Genomic DNA, 21282 nt, shown 5'->3' with positions numbered 1-21282 from the left:
CACTTTGACTTAAGGTTAGGATAATTGCCGTTTTTAGCGTCATGACGGGATTGTATAAAGTTCGCTGTTGACTTATTATCTATAAAAATACAATTAATGTGCATAATGAAAGCGTTTTTGTACTATTTTATGCTAATCTCCCTATCTAAATATACTTTTTTAACTTAATCAAGGCACAAAAAAACTCCCATACTTATGTATGAGAGCTTTTTGGACTATGAAGTCAAATCAATGGTTTAGTCTTCTTTTCTTCTTTTACCAAGAGCAAGAATACTACCGGCTCCGATAAGAGCTAGGGCTAATGAGCTTGCTAAACCAGCAACTGCACCTGTTTGAGGAAGTTGACTTTGTACTTTGGCAGAGCTTGCTTTATTAGCTGATGGTTGATTTGCTTTTGTCGTTGCTGCTTGTACCCCAGTGCTGGTATGAACTGGTTGAGCAACTTGATTGCCATGACCTGCGTGTCCCGATTTTACCGTATTTGCTTGTGGAGCGACTGGTTGAGCGGGTTGGGCGTTATCGCTAGGTGCTACGACCGTGTCAGAACCATTGTCATCGCGACCTACAGCATGGCCTTTAACTGGAACCACAACTACTTTCTTACCACCTGGTAATTCTGGATCAGTGATGGTGACAATAATTGGACCGTCAACGTCGGAGCCTGGCGTCACTTCAACTTCACCGGTTGTTGGGTTGATGACAACAGGAATGTCCTTGCCGTCTTCATCCTTAGCGGTTACCTTGGTGTCTTTATCAGGGTTATTAACCTTGATTCCAGTACCTTGTTGTTCATCCGTTGGGTTAACTTCTTTGACTTGTGAGTCATCTACTGTGGTCTTTTCAACTGTTTCACTTGGTGTATTAGGCTCATCAGAACCGTTGTCATCGCGACCTGCTTCGTGTCCCTTAACTGGAACAGTAACTTCTTGTTTGCCGCCTGGGAGGTCTGGATCTTCAACTGTAACAGTGATTGGTCCGTCAACATCGGTGCCTGGAGTTACTTCAACTTCACCGGTTGTTGGGTTAATGACAACAGGAACATCCTTACCGTCTTCATCCTTAGCGGTTACCTTGGTGTCTTTATCAGGGTTGTTAACCTTGATACCAGTGCCTTGTTGTTCATCCGTTGGGTCAACAGGTGTAACCACAGAGTCGTTAACATTAGTCTTCTCACGGACTAATTGGTCACCTGGGATGGTGTCTTTCGAGCCATCTGGGTAAGTGATGGTTGCGGTACCGTCATTGCCGATTTCAACCTTAGTTGGGTTTTGACCTTCCTTAGGAGCTGGGAATTTATCCCTGTTGGCATCTTCGATAGCTTTCTCAACCGCATCTTTTTCTTCTTGGGTTAAGTTGGTCTTGTCAGCAACTGGAGTCTTCTCAGCTGGAACGACTGGGTCCGTTAAGTCTGCTTGAGTCTTATCTGAACCGTTATCGTCGCGGCCGGCTTCGTGGCCTTCGACTGGAACGACAAAGTTTTGTTTACCTTCTGGCAAGTCTTTATCTTCAACAGTCACAGTGATTGGGCCATCAACCTTAGCACCTGGGGTGACGGAAACTTTACCAGTTTCTGGATCAACAGTTACTGGAATGTCATTGCCGTCTTCGTCCTTGGCAGTCACCTTGGTTGGCGTCTTGTCGTCTTTATTCTTAACCACGAGACCAGTGTCTTGAGGATCGTTGGTTGGTTTAACTGTCTTAGGAGTACCTTCAACGGTGGTCTTAGGTCTTTCAACGACTAAGTCTGTACCTGGGATGGTGTCCTTAGAACCGTCTGGATAGGTAATGGTTGCAGTTCCATCATTGCCGATTTCAACCTTAGTTGGGTTTTGACCTTCCTTAGGAGCTGGGAACTTGTCCTTGTTGGCGTCTTCGACAGCTTTCTTAACTTTTGCTTTTTCGTCATCTGTTAAGTGGTTCTTGTCTTCGACTTCAGTCTTAGCCGGAACAGTTGGATCAGTTAAGTCGGCTTGGGTCTTGTCTGAACCGTTGTCATCGCGTCCAGCTTCATGTCCCTTAACAGGAACAGTGATTTCCTTCTTACCACCTGGTAGATCTGGGTCAGTGACAGTAACGGTAATCGGGCCATCCACGTTCTTGCCTGGGGTAACTTCAACTTCACCAGTGCTTGGGTTTATGACTACAGGAACGTCCTTGCCATCTTCATCCTTAGCGGTTACCTTGGTGTCTTTATCAGGGTTGTTGACTTTAACGCCGGTACCTTGTTTTTCATCGGTTGGGTTAACAGCTTTAACCGCAGTGTCGTCAACATTAGTCTTTTCACGGACTAATTGGTCGCCAGGGATGGTGTCTTTAGATCCATCTGGGTAGGTAATGGTTGCATTACCCTTGTCATCCACGGTAACAGTTGTTGGTTTTTGGCCTTCCTTAGGAGCTGGGAATTTATCCTTGTTGGCGTCTTCAATAGCTTTCTTAACTTGGGCTTTTTCGTCATCCGTTAAGTGGTTCTTATCAGCAACAGGAGTCTTTTCAGCTGGAAGGGTTGGGTCTGTTAGATCTGCTTGAGTCTTATCTGAGTTGTTATCGTCGCGACCTTTTTCATGACCTTCCACTGGCACTTCGAATGTTTGTTTACCATTTGGTAAGTCTTTATCTTCGACGGTGACAGTGATTGGGCCGTCAACCTTAGTCCCTGGTGTTACGGAAACTTTACCAGTTTCTGGATCAACAGTTACAGGAACGTCATTGCCATCTTCATCCTTGGCAGTCACCTTAGTTGGGGTCTTGTCGTCTTGGTTCTTAACAACAAGGCCGGTGTCTTGAGGGTCGTTAGTTGGCTTAACAGTCTTAGGCGTACCTTCAACGGTGGTCTTAGGTCTTTCGACTACTAAATCGGTACCTGGGATGGTGTCTTTAGAGCCATCTGGATAGGTGATCGTAGCAGTACCGTCCTTGCCGATTTCAACAGTAGTTGGGTTTTGACCTTCCTTAGGCGCTGGGAATTTATCCTTGTTAGCGTCTTCGATAGCCTTCTTAACCTTAGCTTGTTCTTCTGGGGTTAAGTTAGTCTTATCTTCGACTTCAGTCTTAGCTGGCTTAGTTGGGTCAGTTAAGTCTGCTTGAGTCTTACCTGAATTGTTGTCGTCGCGACCCTTTTCATGACCTTCAACTGGAACTTCGAAGCTTTGTTTACCGTCTGGTAAGTCTTTATCTTCAACAGTGACAGTGATTGGACCATCAACATTGGTACCTGGAGTTACGGAAACTTTACCAGTTTCTGGGTCAACGGTTACAGGAACGTCTTGGCCGTCTTCGTCCTTAGCAGTCACCTTAGTTGGGGTCTTGTCGTCTTGGTTCTTAACAACAAGGCCGGTGTCTTGAGGTTCATCCGTTGCTTTGACTGGCTTAGGCGTACCTTCAACAGTTGTCTTAGGCCGTTCAACGACTAAGTCAGTACCTGGGATGGTGTCTTTTGAGCCATCTGGGTAGGTGATGGTAGCTGTGCCGTCTTTGCCTACTTCAACAGTTGTTGGGTTTTCGCCTTCCTTAGGAGCAGGGAACTTGTCTTTGTTGGCATCCTCGATAGCTTTCTTAACCGCATCTTTTTCTTCTGGGGTTAAGCTATCTTTGTTTTCAACTTCGGTCTTAGCTGGGACGGTTGGGTTAGTTGTTTCAGCTTGGGTTGGGTTTTCAGAAACCTTAACATTGACAGGAACTTCATCCTTAGTACCATCTGGGTAAGTTACAACGACTGTAGCTGGTTTATCGCCTGGAGTCTTAGTGTCAACTGGTTCCTTGAAGTCGAACTTGGTGCCTTGAGGTAACTTGTCGGCATCCTTGATACCATCTTTAGCGTTTGGTGTTTCACCAACTTTAGTGTTTATATCTTGACCTTGTGGGTTGTTCTTTTCAGCATCGGTTAAGTCATTGACTTTAACATTGACTGGAACTTCATCCGTAGAACCGTCTGGGTAAGTTACTACAACAGTAGCTGGTTTGTCACCTGGTGTCTTAGTATCTACTGGTTCCTTGAAGGCTACCTTGGTACCTTGTGGAAGGTCTTTCAAGTTTGCGATGGAATCTTCGGCCTTAGGCGTGTCACCAACTTTGACGGTTTGGTCCTTAGATTGTGGTTCGTTCTTTTCTGCGTCGGTTAAGTCTTTGACTTGGACTTTAGCAGGAACTTCTTCGCTTGAACCGTCTGGGTAGGTTACCACAACTGTCGCTTGTTTTTCACCTGGAGTCTTGGTATCCACTGGTTCCTTGAAGGCTACCTTGGTACCTTGTGGAAGGTCTTTCAGGTTCGCGATAGAATCTTCAGCTTTTGGTGTTTCACCAACTTTAACGGTTTGATCCTTAGCTTGTGGTTGGTTCTTTTCAGCGTCTGTCTTCTTAGTTGCATTGGCTACAATGACTTCGTCTTTACTAATTGGTGTATCAGGTGCGACGGACCAAGTAATTGGTTCTTTGTAGTCCTTAGCTTTAGCTGGATCGATAGTTGCCTCTGGATACGAATCAGCTGAAATACCTTTACCATCTCTTACGTGAAGAACTTTTTCTTCAACTTGAGTACCCTCACCAGCTTTAAGCGTTACCTTATGGTAGCCTTCTGGAACTGGAGCATTTGGATCAGTTGGTTTATAAACGTCAGGCCGTAGAGCTACATTGAAGGTAGCTTCAGCCGTGTCGGTAGTCTTATCGCCATAAGTGACCACGACAGGGACTTTGACATCTTTGCCTTCGTCAGCGGCTTCTGGTGTGAAGGTCACTTCGCCTGTCTTAGGATCAACGCTAGCGCCCTTAGGAGCACCTTCACCTAAAGCGAAAGTTGCGTTGGCTGGTTTATCAGCTGGTTGATTAGCGCTGTCTTTGAAGCTTGGCGCTTTAGATTTAGCAGCATGACCAACATTAGCCTCAGTTGGTTCATAGCTTGGTTCCAAGGCATCCTTATCCTGTTGTTTAACTGTGATTGGGGCCTTAGATTCTGCCTTGAGTTCGCCGTTCTTACCTGGAACAGTGACTTCAACCTTCTTACCGTCATGGTCTTTCTTGGTTAAAGGAGTTTCTGGAGTATAGTTAGGCACGTCTTTGAGGCCCACTTTAATGCCGTACTTGTCGAAGTCTTTTGGTTCAACAATTTTTTCTACGCCATTAGCATCAGTTAATTTCACCTGGGTTCCGGCTGGGTCAAGCTTGTTGTCGCCTTCCTTGCCTTCGGTATATTCCTTCTTGGTTGGGTCCTGAACGATTTCAACCTTACGATACCGACATTGTCTTCGTTGAAACGTTTGTCTTCGTAAACAGAGTGGTATTCGCGTGTGTCGCCTTGAAGCCCTTCTTCGATTGGAGTATCCTTGGCTAATTCATTGTCAAAGATTGGTTCCCATGAAGACCATTTCTTAGCTGGGTTATCAGCAACAGGGTTGGTAGGTACAACTTGGTCAAATTTCGTTTGGATTTCTGGGTCGTTGAACTTGGTGCCCTTGAGGACGTCGAAGGCTTTCACCTTAGAATTATCCGCAAATTTACCCGTTACTGAACCGTCTTTAGAGTCCGCATTGAATTTCAGACGCACATAGCCTTCAGGTACAGGAGCGTTTGGATCGGTAACATCTTTAATCTTGTCTTGTTCAGCCACAATGACTGGAGCATTGGTGGTATCTTGTGAACCATCCTTGTAGGTCACAACCACTGGCACGCTAACCATGGTTCCTGCGTCAGCGGGCTTAGGTGTGTAGGTGACAACACCTGTGTTAGGATCAACCTTAGCACCTTCTGGAGCGTTTTCGCCTAAAGCAAATTTAGCGCCTTCTGGTTTGACTGTGTCCTTGTCAGCTTGGTCAATGAATGCAGGCGTTGAGGTGGCTTTTTCACCGACATTGCTATGAACTGGGGTGTATTTAGGATCAACTAAGTCTTTTTCTTCTTCCTTAGGTAGCACTTTAATGACAGCGTTACTTTGGATCTTCATCCCATTTGGATAGGTAAGAGTTACAGGAACAGTTACTGTTTCACCTGGAATTTTCGCTGTATCAGCAGCTTTGATGGTGACTTCACCAGTCTTAGGATCTACGCTTACAGGGATGTCCTTGCCAGCAACATTGACGGTCTTAAGTGGTTGGTAAGAAATCTTAGTTTCGCCATTCTTATCAACGGTTTCTTTTCTTTCTTCATAGGAGAAGGTTGGCTTACCATCATTTGGATTTGGAGTATATTCTTCTCCAGCGGTATTCTTGTATTTTGGAGCAGCTGTTTTAGCTTCTTGACCCGCTTTCTTTTCGATTGGATCATATTCAACCTTGGGAGCTGCGATAAAGGCATCTGCAGCAAGAGCGTTGGTCAGGTTATCATGCTTGCTTCCGTCGTTTAAGAAGATAGCAGAGGTGAATTTAGCTGGTGCACCCAGTTGCTTATCGACATTTACTGGAATGGATGCTGGTGCTTTACCATCTGGAGTCGTTACGAATTCAGTAGCTTCTCCATAAGGTTTGCCGTCTTTAAACCATCTTTGAACATAAGTTGTGCTTGGCAGGAGACCTTCAGATGAGTTTTCTACTTTTGTGCCCGCTGGCGCAAAGTTTGATAGTGCATCGTATGTTTTAACCGCGTGAGCTGGTTTAGCTACGATTGCTGCAAAATTAACATTATAGATATTCCCGGAAGCCAAGTTAGATGGACCAACTGGTTTAGCAGACCCATCAAGAAGGGCGAACATGTTATTTTGTGATGTATTTGACCAAATATTATAGTTATCGATTAGAGAAGCCACATACATATAGTCTTGGTTAATGTGACGGTGTTTTTGTCCAATTGTCCCATTCCAAGCCATTAAATTGTCATGGGTTTCATCTTTTACGTCAACAACTTTTCCGTATTGATCAGGTTTAATGGTATAAGAAACTCGTGCTCCGCTATTCTCTTTATCTTTGGATACACCATAAAGACCTCTGAATGGAATGTAATAATTTCCCTTAGAGTCAACAGTACCAACAACTGTTTCGGCAATATGAGAACCCTTGCCATGTTTTGCTTCATAGTCAGCTATGATTTGGGATTGAGCATCTCTAAATTCTAAAATTCTTGGATTATCTTGTCCCTTTGAACCTGTATAGTTATTATCTTTCTTCCATTTATCGAATAGACGAGCAACCTCATCATTCACGTAAGAAGCCACGACTTTCGTCTTGGCTGCTGGAAGGTCCCATGAATCTTTCTTCCACATACGAGCGTCTGATCCAGCAGGGTCGCCACCATCAAACCAAACAGTACCTCTAACAGTCCCATAAGGTCCTTTATCTTTCCACTCACCGGAAGGATCTGGTGATACTCGCCAGGTATCCTTAGGGCCAACTAGCCAATCATTATTCAATAATTTTTCTTGGAAAACAACTTGACCATTCACAATACGGTCAATACCTACTGTAAAGTCCCAAGATTCATTGGTACGGGTCAAACGTTTGTGAAAGCCAGTAATTTGGTCCCCACCCTTGATCAAGGCTAAGTGAGCTGGATCAGGGTTTTCTGCCCAGGTTCTAACCGCAAAGGCTTCTTGGTCACCATCAGATAATTTCCATTTATGAACATTACCAAACTTATCGATAACTGGTTTGTCAAAGGTAAAGGTGAATTTCCCATCAGCTTTTGAAACAGTTTTATAGACTGGCGAAACATAGCCATCTTTGTAGGCCCATTGCAGATAAACAGGAACCCCTGCTAAGGTTTCCTTAGTCACTTTATTACTATTGCCATGTCGGTATACGAATACTGTCCCTGAGTAAGACCGTTTGTCACCTTGTTTACCAGTCGCATCAATAGCGGAATCTTGCAATTTTTTAAGTAATTCAGATTCGCCAACCAAGGTCTTATCTGAATTTGTTGTATCTACATTAGCATAGAATGACAGGCCTTCATTTTTGACTTCGCTCTTTAGCTCATCAGACTTAACTTTATCCTCAGATTCCTTTTTATCTGTTGCATTGTAAACTACATGACTTGTAGCTTTTTTTGCTTTAGTTTCTTCTTCAGGCTTAACTTCTTTGTTAACTTTTGGCTTTTCTTCAGCTTTTTTATCCGCTTTAACGGTTTCAGGTTTAGATTCTTCTTCAACCCTAGCTGCTTTTTCAGACTTAGCTTGTTCTTCAGCTTTCTTAGCTTCAGTCTTTTCAGCTTTTACTTTTTCGGCTTGAGTTTTTTCTTCAGACTTCTTATCTGCTTCAGGTTGAGCCGGTTTCGCTTCTGCTTTTTCTTCAGTAAGCTTTGCTTCTTCTGCTACAGGTGTAGGAACTGCTTTATCTTCAGCTGGACTTGTCACTGGAGCAGTGACTGCTTCACTCGGCTTGGTGTCCGCTACCGGAGCTGGTGCACTAGTCGTTTCCACTGCTGAAGCTTTGACTTCGTCGGTGGCCGCTTGGGCGACAGCTGAATCGGAAGCAAAAAGCAAACCTGCCGCTACTGCAACCGATGCCACGCCAACACTTAGGCGTCTAATCGAGTAGCGGTAGAATTTGTTGCTTTGCTTTTCCTTTTTCACCTTAAGGTTATTCTTACCAACCATATTCTTCCTCCTCATACTTATACAAATACGTTTCATTACAAAACAAGGACTTGATATGGCTATGGTACTCCAAAGTTAAGCGTAAATTCAATGATTATGAAGATTTGTTAGTATTAAATTTATTATATTATTAACTTTATTTATTTTGTAAAAATGTACACGCTTTGATAATCATGGGTTTCTGACTGTTTTCATAGTGAAAAACATGATGAATGAGTTTATATTTATTAAAAATAATTCACATTTTTATACATTTTTTGTTTTTTTATTGCTAAATATACCCAGGTCAAAGACTGCTCGTTTTTTGGATCAAAAACTTCATTAAATAATAGTGGCCAAGAAAAAAATCCCCTTAAAGCCACTTTCTAAACTTGAAAGTGCTTTAAGAGGAATTGATTGGCTAAAATAATTAGTGACAGATCGTTTACATTTCTTTAGGTGCTTGAACGCCTAAAAGTCTCAAGCCTTCAGTCAAGACCACTGACACCGCGTAAACCAAGGCTAAACGAGCGTTTAATTGGTCATCTTCTTCAAGGACCCGAGTATGGGCATAATATTTGTTAAAGCGTTGGGCTAATTGAAGGGTATACTTAGCGATCACACTAGGTTCATAACTTTCATAGGCCTTAGCAATAATTTCTGGGAAACGGTTTAATTGTTTAACCACCGCATAAGATTCGTCATCAGCCAGTTGTAAGTCATCTAGATTAGGTTTACCGGCATTGGCCTTACGTAAGATGGATTGAGCCCGGGCATTGGCATATTGGACATAGGGGCCAGTTTCTCCTTCAAATTGGACCACTTCTTCTAATTGGAAGTCAAAGTTATTCAAACGGTCATTCTTGAGGTCATGGAAGACCACTGCCCCCACACCAACAGCTTCTGCCACTTGGTCTTTATCAGTGAGGTCAGGGTTTTTACTGTTGATTTGTTCTTGAGCTAAACGAATCGCTTCCTTGAGGACAGATTCTAAGAGAACCACTTTTCCTTTCCGGGTAGAGAGTTTCTTGCCCCCTTGGGTAATTAAACCGAATGGAATGTGGTGAATATCTTCATACCAGTCATAGCCCATTTCTTTAATGACTGCTTTTAATTGTTTGAAGTGGACAGACTGTTCATTTCCAACGACATAGAGGCATTGGTCAAAGTCATAGGTCCGCTTACGGTAGAAGACAGCTGCCAGGTCACGAGTCATATAAAGGGTCGCCCCATCAGACTTCTTCACTAAGGCTGGGATCAAGTCGTAGGCTTCCAAATCAACTAGAGTAGCTCCTTGGTCTACTTTGAGCAAGTCTTTTTCTTCTAACTCATCAATCACTGCATCCATCTTGTCATTATAGAAGGCTTCCCCATTCATGGAATCAAAATCGATACCTAGTAAATCATAGATACTTTGGAATTCTTCTAAGGATTTCTCCCGCATCCATTGCCATAATTCCAATTCTTCTGGGTTGCCACCTTCTAATTCTTTAAAGGCTTGGCGCGCTTCATCATTTAAAGAATCGTCTTCATCAGCCATTTTGTGGAAATAGACATACAAGCGGTTCAATTCCTTAATGGGATTTTGTCGAACGGTTTCCTCATCGCCCCATTTGCGGTAAGCAACGATCAGTTTACCAAATTGGGTACCCCAGTCTCCTAAGTGGTTAATGCGGACAGGTTGGAAGCCCACCTTTTCAACAATATTACCGATAGCGTTCCCAATAACGGTAGAACGAAGGTGGCCCATTGACATGGGTTTAGCAATATTGGGGCTAGACATATCAATACAAATATTTTCTCCATCGCCGATAGCTAATTGGCCATAGGCAGATTCTTGGTCTAGAATATCGGCTAAGACTGCTGCAGAGATCTTATCGGCCTTTAAGAAGAAGTTAATGTAGGGCCCTACTGCTTCAACATGATCTATTAAATCATCACTGAGTTTACCGGCTAATTCACTGGCGATCTTTTGAGGGGCTTGGCGAAGTGATTTAGCTAAGATAAAAGCCGGAAAAGCCAGGTCCCCTTGGCCTTCATGCTTAGGAACTTCTAGGACATCTTCTACTTGTTCCAAACTTAGATAATCACTAACTTCTGATTGAATAATTTTTGCAATATGTTGTTTAATGTTCATGCTTTAACTCCTTTGTTAATGAGTCTTCCACCTTGACTTAGCAAGGTGCGTCCTTCCTATTTTAGCATAAATTTGTCTCTTTTGAAGGCAGAAAGGGAAAAAAGCCAAAGCAGACAGAGTGACCAAAGAAAAAACGACAGGACTTCGCCTGCCGTTTTCTTCTATTAGCCTAACTATTTTTCAAGTGGTTGCCATTTCCATTCTTTAACTTCTGGCATGTCAGTACCGTATTCTACAATGTAGGCACGGTGTTCTTCCACCTTAGCATTCATTTGGTTAATGAAGTCTTGAGCTTTATCGCCGTATACCACTTCAGCAACATGAGCCGCAAAGTGGAAGCGGTCGAGTTCGTTTAAGACACGCATGTCGAATGGTGTTGTAATTGCCCCTTCTTCACGGTAACCATGTGGGTAGAGGTTATGATTGTGACGGTCGAAGAAGATGTCTTTGAGTAAGCCTTCGAAGCTGTGGAAGCCAAAGAAGACTGGTTTGTCTTTAGTAAAGACAGCATCAAATTCTTCGTCAGATAAACCACGTGGGTCAATATTTGGATGACGGAGACGGTAGAGGTCAACCACATTCACGTAACGAATCTTCAATTCTGGGAAGGCTTCGTGTAGGTATGAGATGGTTGCAATGGTTTCTACTGTTGGTTCAGTACCAGATGCAGCGATCACTACGTCAGGTTCTTCCCCTTCTTCAACGGTAGAAGCCCAGTCAATGACCTTGTAGCCCTTGTCAACAAATTCTTCAGCTTCTTCAACTGAGAAGAATTGTGGACGTGGGTGTTTAGAAGTCACGATGTAGTTAATCACGTTTTCTGAACTTAAAGCCTTGTCCATCACAGCTAAGAGGGAGTTGGTATCTGCAGGGAGATAAGCCCGTACAAATTCACCCTTCTTCTCTGCCAAGTGGGTTAATAAACCTGGGTCTTGGTGAGTATAACCGTTATGGTCTTGTTGGAAAGCGGTAGATGAAGAAATCAAGTTCAATGATTGATAAGGTTTATGCCATTTGTATTCGCTGGCTTCACGCATCCATTTGAAATGTTGGGTGATCATGGAGTCAACTGTTCGTAAGAAGGCTTCATAACTAGCAAAGAAACCATGGCGACCGGTTAAGGTATAAGCTTCTAAGAAACCTTCCATTTGGTGTTCTGACAATTGTGAGTCAATCACACGACCAGATGGTGACATCCATTCATCGTAGTTATCCTTGATTGGTTCTAGCCATTGACGTTTGGTGACGTTGAAGACCTTGTTCAAGCGGTTAGACTTGGTTTCGTCTGGCCCAAAGATACGGAAGTTGTCTGGATTCTTTTCGATAACGCCAGCTGCATAGCCACCCATTTCAATCATGTCTTGGGCATCGCGTTCACCAGGTGTATCAAATTCAAGGGCATAGTCACGCCAGTCTGGTAAGTCTAAAGGTTTAGGATCGATACCTCCGTCAGTAATTGGGTTAGAAGCCATCCGTTGGTCACCCTTAGGCGCAATTTCAGCAATTTCTGGACGTAATTGACCCTCTTCAGTAAAGAGTTCTTCTGGACGGTAAGATTTCAACCAATCAACTAAAGCGTCCACATGTTCCATATTCTCAGCGTTCACTGGAATTGGCACTTGGTGAGCTCTGAAGGAACCTTCAATGTCGTTACCTTCCCATGCCTTAGGACCAGTCCAGCCCTTAGGTGTCCGGTAAAGGATCATTGGCCAATTGCCCATAGTTGCCTCTTCAGCTGAACCCTTACGTGCTTCGCCTTGGATGGATTTAATCTTTTCAATGGCTTGGTCTAAGGTTTTAGCCATAAGTGGGTGAACCTTTTCAGGATCGTTGCCTTCAACCACCATTGGATCCCAACCTAATCCTTGGAAGTACTTAATCAAGTCCTCATTGGATTTACGTTCTAAGATGGTTGGGTTAGCAATTTTACCCCCGTTTAAGTAAAGGATTGGTAAGACTGCACCATCAGTCACTGGGTTAATGAAGCTGTTAGATAACCAGCTAGCGGCTAGTGGACCGGTTTCAGATTCCCCGTCACCAATCACAGTGGCTGCAATCACGTCAGGGTTATCAAGAATGGCACCGGTAGCGTGGGATAAGGAATAACCAAGTTCCCCACCTTCATGGATAGATCCAGGAATTTCAGCAGTCGCATGTGAGCCGGTTCCGCCTGGGAAGGAGAAGTACTTGAAGAATTTTTGCATTCCTTCCTTGTTTTGTGGGTATTCTGGATAATGTTCACTCCAGGTCCCATCTAAATAAGCATTGGCTTGCATCACTTGGCCACCATGTCCTGGTCCTTCGATATAGAACATGTTTAAGTCATATTTATTAATGACACGGTTCAAATGAGCGTATACAAAGTTTTGCCCGGCAATGGTTCCCCAGTGTCCGATTGGGGTGATCTTAACGTCATCTGCCGTGACTTCACGGTCTAATAAAGGATTATCCCGTAAGTACATTTGCCCAACAGATAAGTAGTTAGCGGCACGCCACCAGGCATCCACTTTATCTAAATACGCTTTTGAATCAAAATCAGTCATTTTTTGATTTCCTCCTTTGAGCGAGTCGCTCTTATTTCTATTAATAATAACTTATCGCTTACCCATGACCACATGATAACATAGTCACAATCTTTTGAGAATAGCTTAAGAGCAAGATTTTTTGTTTATTTTCTTAAAATACAATCAAAGGAAGAAACGTTAATATGATCACTATTTAAGCGCTATAATGACGGACGTTCTTGGCAATGTCGATCAAGACTGCGATCGATTGTTCAATTGTTTCAATTGTCACAAATTCGTAAGGTCCATGGGTATTTTCGGCTCCTGAGAAGAGATTTGGGGTTGGCAGCCCCTTATGAGAGAGAATAGCCCCGTCCGTTCCACCACGCATAGGTGCTTCAAAAGCTTCCACATTATTTTTCAAATAAGCGTCTCGAGCTAGGTCAATTACCCAGGGGTAATCTTTTAGGACTTCGTACATATTGTCATATTGGTCAACAATCCGATAAGTAATTCGCTCTTCACCGATTTCTTGGTTTAAACGAGCAACTTGTTCTTCAAAATAAGCCAATTTCTCTTGCATTTTTTCCTTATCATGGTCTCTTAAGTAATAAAACTGGTTGAGATGGTCAATCGTTCCTTCTTGGCGGATCAAGAAATAGAAGCCCTCCCGACCACTGGTCTTTTCGGGCACTTGGTCATCGGGGAGACTGGTAGCTAAACGAGCACCCCATAAGAGGGCATTAATCATGGAGTCCTTAGCAGCCCCGGGATGGACACTGCGGCCTGAGATAGTAACATTAGCCTGTTTAGCATAGAAGTTCTCATAAGTTAGGGTTCCGTAACGGCCACCATCAATGGTATAGGCAAAATCGGCCCCAAATTCGTCGATATCAAAGTATTTAGCTCCTCGGGTGCCAATTTCTTCGTCCGGTCCAAAAGCGACCCGAATCTTGCCATGAGGAATTTCGGGATGGTTAATCAGGTATTCCCCAAAAGTAACAATGGAAGTAATCCCTGCCTTATCATCGGCCCCTAGTAAGGTCCTCCCATCAGTCGTTACCACAGTATGGCCAACCACATGCTTTAAGCGCGGAAAGTCCTTTGGCGAGAGCACCATATCCTCCTCTTCATTTAGAACAATGTCTCCCCCATCATAATTTTCAATCACCTGGGGCTGGATATTTTCGGCATTGTAATCGGCGGTGTCCACATGGGCAATAAAACCCACAGTCGGGATATCTTCATCAGGAAGAGTGCTGGGAATGGTGGCCGTCAGGTAGGCATCCTTGGGATTATAGAAGCAGTCTTCAAAGCCCAAGGCCTCGATTTCATCCTTTAACTTGAGGGTAAATTCTTCCTGACTGGGCGTCGAAGGAATAGTAAGCGAACTTTCATCACTGCGAGTGTTGACTTTAGCGTATTTGATAAAACGATTCAGAATTTGCTCTTGTTGTGTATTCATCATTTTTCCTCTTTCTAGTAAAAATGGGATCAAAGAATAGCTCTGATCCCATTATCGGTAGTATTTTATTAAATTTTATTCGCCATATCTTGCTGCACGGAAATAGGATTGAGCCCCATTGGTTTGGTTAATAACTCCTTTGAGCTTAGGATCAATCATATTAGCGAAAGCGCCTTGGTAGATTGGTGCCAATGCTTGGTCATCTTGAACCAGTGTCCGCTCAGCAGCTAGCAAAGTATCCCAACGTTCTTTGGGTTGGTTAGCTAAGGTTGTACGGGCTTGATTTAATTGCCCATCAAAGACTTCAGAATTATAGAAACCAGTATTCAAGGTCGAATGAGATTCAAAGTATTCTAAGTAAGCAATTGGATCAACATAGGAAGGAATAAAGGTTCCTAACATAATATCGTAATCCTTGCTTGCGGCAATGCTTTGACGACTCTTGAGGGGCACGTTACGAATAGTGACTTCTATACCAGGCAGGTTCTTTTGCCATTCCCCTTGTAAGAATTCGGAGGTTGATTTGGAGACATCAGTATCTGAGGTTAAGAGTTCAATATGAATCGAATCTCTACCTAAGTCAGCCTTAGCCTTTTCAAATTCTTCTTTAGCCTTACCAACATCATAGGAGGATAGCGAACCGTTTTGGGCCCGGAAATCTTCGCCGGTTTCTGGGTCTTGGTCATGTTCTTTAGGTATCCAGCCATCAATTGGGGTTGACCCGTCTTTGAGCACGTTTTGAACGAAGGCTTCTTTATCGAATGATGAAGCTAAGGCCTTACGTAAGTGAACATTATTGGTCGGTTCACGGGTAAAGTTAAATTGTAGATAGCCCACTAGACCAGAGGGGTCGACAGTTAGGGCTTCATTATTTTGCTCTTGTTCCACATAAGGGTTGCCAACTTTGGTATATTGAACCTTTCCGTTTTCAAAGAGGTTAAAGTTGGTCGACATTTCTTTAGACACTTGCCAGTTAATAGTATCTAGGTGGACATTGTCCTTATCCCAATATTGGTCGTTTTTCTTTAACTGGAAGCTTTGTTCGTTACCGGTCCAGCCATCAACCACAAAGGGGCCATTGAAGGCTGTGTTATCTTGGGAGGAGCCATAGTTATCGCCAACTTCCTTAGCCAGCTTCTCACTTTGAGGCAAGTAAGCAGGGGTCCCTAGTAAGCCTTTGAAATAAGGAGTAGGCGCTTCTAAGGTAAACTCTAGGGTCTTATCATCGATAGCCTTAACCCCTAATTGGTCGGTTGGCAGCTCACCATCTGAAATGGACCGAGCATTCTTAATCACAAAGAACTTGTTGACATTTTCTGAGATGGCATTGGGATCAACCGCTTTACGATAGGAAAAGACAAAGTCTTGGGCGGTCACTGGCTCCCCAGTTGACCAATTAGCATTGTCTCGAATCTTGAAGGTATAAGTTAAGCCATCTTCAGATACCTCAGGTTCTTCCGCTGCTATTCCTAGTTCATTGCCGCCATCAATAGAAGGACGGTAAAGGCCTTCAGTAACATTGGCTAAGACATTTTGGGTGGGAATATCGGAAGAGGCAATACTGTCCAAGGAAGCTAGCTCCCCATCGGCAGTCGCCGTAATTTCTGTCTGCCGGGAAGACTCACTCCCACTCCCTCCTGAACATCCTGCTAAGGCCACTAGAACACTAAATAATAACCCTAAGCCTTTAACACCTAACTTCATAAGATCGCTTCTTTCTGTTTTATTCTGTTTTATTTTATGAAGAGACTATGACTAAACTCACAGCCTCATTGTTCTTAAATCAGTTTTCTGTTTGATAAGTTGCCGCCCTAAAGTAATTGGTGACATCGTTAGTTTGGTTAATAACGCCAGTGAGTTTTGGATCCACTAAGAAGGCGTAGGCCCCTTGATAAATGGTTCCCAATGCCGCTTCATCTTCCATCAAATAATGTTCTGCTTCTAGAAGCTTTTGGAAGCGGGCTTCAGGTTGGTCCCCCAACTCATTTTGGGCTGTCGCTAAGAGTGAGTCATAGTTTTCTGAATCAAAATTAGCATTGTTTAAGGCACTTTGGCTGTGGAAGTAATCCAGGTAAGCAGTGGGATCTACATAACTTGGATGGTAGGTCCCATATACCATGTCATATTCCCCAGTATTCGTAATTTGTTGGCGACTCTTCAAGGGCACGTTGCGGATCGTTACAGTCAAGCCAGGCAAATTATTTTGCCATTCACCTTGTAAGAATTCCGACGTGGCTTTAGAAGTATCCGTATCTGAGGTCAATAACTCTAATTCAATCTGGTCAAGACCCAGTTCCTGCTTGGCGAGTTTCCATTCAGATTGGGCAAAGTCTAAGTCGTAGGCCCCTAAGTGACCATTCATGGCCCGGAAGTCTTGACCACTAGCTGGATCAGAGACATGGTCTGCCGGTACCCAGCCATCAAGGCTTTGAGAGCCATCTTTAAGGACAGCCTGGGTAAAGGCCTCCTTGTCAAAACCAGACCGTAAGGCTTGACGGACGTGCTTATTTTTCAGGATAGGTTTATCAAAGTTAAATTGTAAGTAACCAACCTTCCCGTTCAGGCTGGTTTGTAGGATGGATTCTCCGGCTAATTGTTCCATATAAGGATTACCCGTTTGCGTATATTGGACATCACCTGAATTGAAGAGATTATAGTTGGTTTGTAATTCTTTAGACACTTCCCAGTTGATGCGCTTCAATTGTACATTTTCAGCGTCCCAGTAATCCGGATTTTTGACTAAGTCAAAGCTGTTTTCCGTCCCGGTCCAACCTTCAACCAAGAAGGGCCCATTAAAGGCCGTCTTTTCTGCAGATGAACCGTAGTCATCACCGACTTCTTCAGCCAGCTTTTGGCTTTGAGGGAGAAAAGCTGGGGTCCCCAACAAGTCTTCAAAGTAAGCCGTAGGAGAAGTTAGGGTAAATTCTAGGGTCTTATCATCCAGCGCTTTAACTCCTAAATTCTCTGGGCTTTCCTTCCCTTCTGAAATTTCTTTAGCCTTGTTAATTGGGAAGAAACGGTTAACATTTTGGGAGAGTTCCGGTGGAGTCACCGCCTTACGGTAGGTATAGACAAAGTCGTGGGCGGTCACCGGTTCACCAGTTGACCACTTAGCATCTTCACGGATTTTATAGGTATAGGTCTTGCCGTCTTCACTAATTTCAGGTTCTTCAGCAGCCATCCCTAGTTCCTTGAGATTTTCACTATCTTGAGGTGCAGGACGGTAGAGCCCTTCAATGGTGTTAGAAGCCACGTTCAAGCTCGGTGAATCGGAAGACTTAATCGTATCTAGCGATGCCAGTTCACCTTCTGAAGTGACGGCGATTTCCTGGCCAGCCTGGTTATTGGCCCCGCCTCCGCTGCTACTACAGCCTGCCATCACCAACACTCCAATGAATAGCAAGCTGATTAGCTTATACCAACGCTTCATTTCTTCCACCTCTTTTTCTCATTTATTTTTACTTATCGGTAAATCTGCTAAGGGCTACTCTTTTCAAAAGCTTTCTATAGCACACTTACTTTTAATAAGTAAATCATCATGCTCTTATATTACTCCAATCCAGAGTGGAAAGTAAACTTAAACGACTTACATTTAGTTAGTATTTTTCCAGCATGATTGATCTGAATTTTCGATAGCAGAAAAATTAACGGTTTTTCCCGGATTAGAAGCAAAATGAGACAGTAAAAAGCCTAAAGGGAATAAGTCTCCCGATAGGCTTTATTACAGTATCTAGTGAAGTAATGGCATACCCTTTGTTGTGACTGTCACACTCTGCTTCAAATGTGTTCCAAGCGCAGAGCAAGCGTCCACTTCAAAAAATGGCGACAAATTCTCTTTGAGAATTTTTACGACATTTTCTTCCAGTGGTCTTGCTCTTTGGGCGCTTGTCACACTCTGCTTGTTACCAGATAACGACGCGGTCTTCTGGGTCTAGGTACATTTTATTTTCTGAAGAAGTTTGGTAGGCGACATGGAAGGCATCCAAGTTCTTGACTTGTTGGTTAGCCCGCCAGTAGTTAGGGGCATGGACGTCAATGGATAATAGTAGGTTTTGGTATTGAGGGCGGGCCTTCATGCACCAAATCCGGGCCCAATTATTGAAGAAGGCAATGGGATCGTAGTTCTCCTCATGGGTCATGGCTTGGTAAGCGGCTTGCAGGCCACCAGCATCAGCAATATTTTCTGATACCGTTAAGGTCCCATTGACCTCGCCGTCTCCTAAAGGCAAACCATCGAACTGATCAATCATGGCTTGAGCCTTGTGGGTAAAGACTTCATAGTCTTCATCCAACCACCAGTTATTTAAATTCCCCTGCTCATCAAATTGAGCCCCATTGTTATCAAAGGCATGGGAAATTTCGTGAGCGATTACTCCGCCAATCCCACCGTAGTTTTCACTGCGGCTTTGCTTCAAGTCATAGAAAGGCGCTTGCAAGATACCCGCTGGGAAGCAAATATTGTTGGCTGAAGGATCATAGTAGGCATTGACTGTTTCTGCCGACATATGCCAGCGACTATGGTCAACTTCTTGATTCCACTTAGCCAGATTGTCTTTCACTCGTTCAGCAGTAAAGGACTTGAGGTTTTGGTAGAGCGGTAAGTCACTATTCACCTTAAAACGTGTATAAATTTCTGGGTAGCTATCCGGATAACCGGCCATAATAGTAATCGCATCCAGCTTCACAATAGCCTTCTTAATGGTTTGTTGGGAAAGCCAGGTATTGTGCTTGAGACGATCTTTATAAACCGCAATCATTTCTTCAATCATGGCAGTCACGTCGGCACGGGCTTCTGGGCCAAAGTATTTCTTACCATAATAACAACCAAAGACTTGGTCAAAAGTATTAACCGTGAGGTAGAAGGCATGTTTTTCCCGACTCATGGTCTTAGGGTTCCCTGATAGAGCTAAACTATATTGGCTAGCAATTTGACGCAAGTCTTCTGACAAGGCCTGAGCCCCATCACGAGCCACATTAACAATCATCCAAGACTTCAATTCTTCAAAATGGTCGGGGCTGAAGAATTCATCTAAAGCTTCAAAATAGCGCGGTTCCGTTACAATGACGGTTTCTGGCTCTTGTCCGATTAATTCCTTAATAATCGCCTTAAGCGAATAGTGAGATGAGTAAGTCTCCACTTCGTCAATGCCCTTAGGATTATAGGACTTGGTATAGTCCGCCAATTCTTCCTGAGACTTCACATAAGGAACAAATAGCGCATCAAAGGCGATAGCTTGGTCGGTATGACGTTGACTCAATTCATCACTAAAACCCATAGCCTTTAAGAGGTCAACGGTCGACCGGCGCCAAATTTCTAATAATTGCTTACCCGTTCCGTTATCCTCTTCGTAGTAGCCCTTATCAGGTAAGATGGTGTTGGGACGACTTAAATAGAGAGCATAGTTTACCGTGTTTTTCATGTCGGCCTCATTACCCAAATTAAAGATAAAATCATGACCAGCTAATAACCATTGCTTAGAAAAGGCTTGAATTTGGCTAAAGTCAGTTAATTCGTCCACATTTTCTAGGTCAGCTTGGATGGGATTTGCTCCCTCTTGGTCCAAACGATCAAAGTCCATAGCTAATTGATAGAGGGCGATCATTTCTTCCATTTCGGGATTATCTAGCTTAATTTCTCCAGCAGCCATTTTCTCAATGTCTGCCATGGATAATTCTTCAATCCCATCCCGTAAGGCCATGAAACCACCTGTTGAGGACTTGTCTTCAGGGATCTCGGCTTGGTCAATCCACTCCCCGTTCACGGCCATATAGAGGTCTTCTTTTGCTTGGGACATATCTACTATCATAAATGAACTCCTTTCAAAATTGAAAAAAACCTAGTGTTATTATATCATAGAACGGATTACATGCATTGACTGCATAAAAGACAAGGAAGGAGTTTAGCCATGCGCATTGATAAAGTGATCGGAATCACGGGAAATGACACCCTCAATGACCGGGAATGGGATGAATTTTCCCGGGACTATACCCCCCACGGTTACGTCGACGGGGTCAGTCGGTCAGGAAACCTTCCCATCATTATTCCTATCCATAGCGACTTAAGACGCGCTGAAGACTATATCCAACGAATTGACGGCTTGATATTTACCGGAGGCCAGGATGTTCACCCCTTGATGTATGGTGAAGACCCAGCTCCTCGCTTAAATGATATCTACCCGAAAAGAGATTACTGGGAAAGAGCCCTCTTTGAAGCGGCCCTCAAGTACCAAGTGCCTATCCTTGCCGTTTGTCGGGGCTTCCAACTGATTAATATTTTACTAGGAGGAACAGTTTACCAAGACCTTTCCTACTATCCCGTTAAGGACCGCCCAGCCATCCAGCACGTGCAAAAACATAGCCGGATGATTTATCCCCACCACTCAGTCACCATTAAGGAAGGTAGTGAAATGTACCGGCTCCTAGGTAACAAAGACAAGGCCCAAGTGAATTCCTACCACCACCAGGCCATCCGTGACTTAGCCCCCAAGTTAGAAGCTACTGCCTGGGCCGCTGATGGAGTCATCGAATCCTACCAATTTGGTGATGATAATGAGAAACACCCCCTCTTAGGTGTCCAATGGCATCCAGAAATAATGATCCAAAATAACGAAGAAATGATGCCCATCTTTGAATGGTTCTCATACTTCTAAATAAAAAACGAGACCCAATCGAGCAAGACTAG

At 43.7% G+C, this 21282-nt stretch carries 9 protein-coding genes; 1 reads left to right on the top strand and 8 read right to left on the bottom strand.

Translation table 11 applies throughout. The features are described from left to right. Nucleotides 1–236 precede the first annotated feature (236 nt). From JFU01_RS00505 to JFU01_RS00470, 8 genes are all read right to left on the bottom strand, one after another. Entirely contained in the window at nucleotides 237–5132 is a 4896-nt protein-coding gene (locus JFU01_RS00505) for a Rib/alpha-like domain-containing protein (protein ID WP_195855421.1), read from the bottom strand. Further along, nucleotides 5129–8515, bottom strand: coding sequence for a Rib/alpha-like domain-containing protein (locus JFU01_RS00500; protein WP_195855420.1), 3387 nt, complete (start codon nucleotides 8513–8515; stop codon nucleotides 5129–5131). Before JFU01_RS00500 ends, JFU01_RS00505 begins: the two co-directional genes overlap by 4 nt. A gap of 424 nt (nucleotides 8516–8939) precedes the next feature. Beyond that, entirely contained in the window at nucleotides 8940–10631 is a 1692-nt protein-coding gene (gene argS / locus JFU01_RS00495) for an arginine--tRNA ligase (protein ID WP_195855419.1), read from the bottom strand. 173 nt (nucleotides 10632–10804) lie between these two features. Further along, the gene (locus JFU01_RS00490) at nucleotides 10805–13174 is read right to left on the bottom strand and encodes a phosphoketolase family protein (RefSeq protein ID WP_195855418.1); all 2370 of its coding nucleotides are present in this window, start codon (nucleotides 13172–13174) and stop codon (nucleotides 10805–10807) included. 175 nt (nucleotides 13175–13349) lie between these two features. Beyond that, complete coding sequence (gene pepT / locus JFU01_RS00485) at nucleotides 13350–14600, bottom strand: peptidase T (RefSeq protein ID WP_195855417.1); 1251 nt, start codon at nucleotides 14598–14600, stop codon at nucleotides 13350–13352. Nucleotides 14601–14675: 75 nt separating this feature from the next. Continuing rightward, nucleotides 14676–16304, bottom strand: coding sequence for a peptide ABC transporter substrate-binding protein (locus JFU01_RS00480; RefSeq protein ID WP_195855416.1), 1629 nt, complete (start codon nucleotides 16302–16304; stop codon nucleotides 14676–14678). A 79-nt stretch (nucleotides 16305–16383) separates the two neighbouring features. Beyond that, complete coding sequence (locus tag JFU01_RS00475) at nucleotides 16384–18030, bottom strand: peptide ABC transporter substrate-binding protein (protein ID WP_195855415.1); 1647 nt, start codon at nucleotides 18028–18030, stop codon at nucleotides 16384–16386. Between the two features lie 472 nt (nucleotides 18031–18502). Beyond that, nucleotides 18503–20407, bottom strand: coding sequence for a M13 family metallopeptidase (locus JFU01_RS00470; protein ID WP_195855414.1), 1905 nt, complete (start codon nucleotides 20405–20407; stop codon nucleotides 18503–18505). Between the two features lie 99 nt (nucleotides 20408–20506). Here JFU01_RS00470 and JFU01_RS00465 point away from each other — a divergent pair, with 99 nt between their 5' ends. Further along, nucleotides 20507–21250, top strand: a complete 744-nt coding sequence (locus JFU01_RS00465) for a gamma-glutamyl-gamma-aminobutyrate hydrolase family protein (RefSeq protein WP_013669318.1) — start codon at nucleotides 20507–20509, stop codon at nucleotides 21248–21250. The last annotated feature ends 32 nt before the right edge of the window (nucleotides 21251–21282 follow it).

The organism is Aerococcus sp. Group 2, assembly GCF_905125285.1.
Lineage (GTDB): Bacteria > Bacillota > Bacilli > Lactobacillales > Aerococcaceae > Aerococcus > Aerococcus urinae_E.
The sequence above is the reverse complement of the archived record's forward strand: the minus strand, read 5'-3'. Positions and strand labels throughout refer to the sequence as shown.

Bases quoted from the DNA above. Each gene is read 5' to 3' on its own strand.
- JFU01_RS00500 (WP_195855420.1), bottom strand. From the start codon at position 8,515: ATGGTTGGTAAGAATAACCTTAAGGTGAAAAAGGAAAAGCAAAGCAAC.
- argS (WP_195855419.1), bottom strand. From the start codon at position 10,631: ATGAACATTAAACAACATATTGCAAAAATTATTCAATCAGAAGTTAGT.
- JFU01_RS00490 (WP_195855418.1), bottom strand. From the start codon at position 13,174: ATGACTGATTTTGATTCAAAAGCGTATTTAGATAAAGTGGATGCCTGG.
- pepT (WP_195855417.1), bottom strand. From the start codon at position 14,600: ATGAATACACAACAAGAGCAAATTCTGAATCGTTTTATCAAATACGCT.
- JFU01_RS00480 (WP_195855416.1), bottom strand. From the start codon at position 16,304: ATGAAGTTAGGTGTTAAAGGCTTAGGGTTATTATTTAGTGTTCTAGTG.
- JFU01_RS00475 (WP_195855415.1), bottom strand. From the start codon at position 18,030: ATGAAGCGTTGGTATAAGCTAATCAGCTTGCTATTCATTGGAGTGTTG.
- JFU01_RS00470 (WP_195855414.1), bottom strand. From the start codon at position 20,407: ATGATAGTAGATATGTCCCAAGCAAAAGAAGACCTCTATATGGCCGTG.
- JFU01_RS00465 (WP_013669318.1), top strand. From the start codon at position 20,507: ATGCGCATTGATAAAGTGATCGGAATCACGGGAAATGACACCCTCAAT.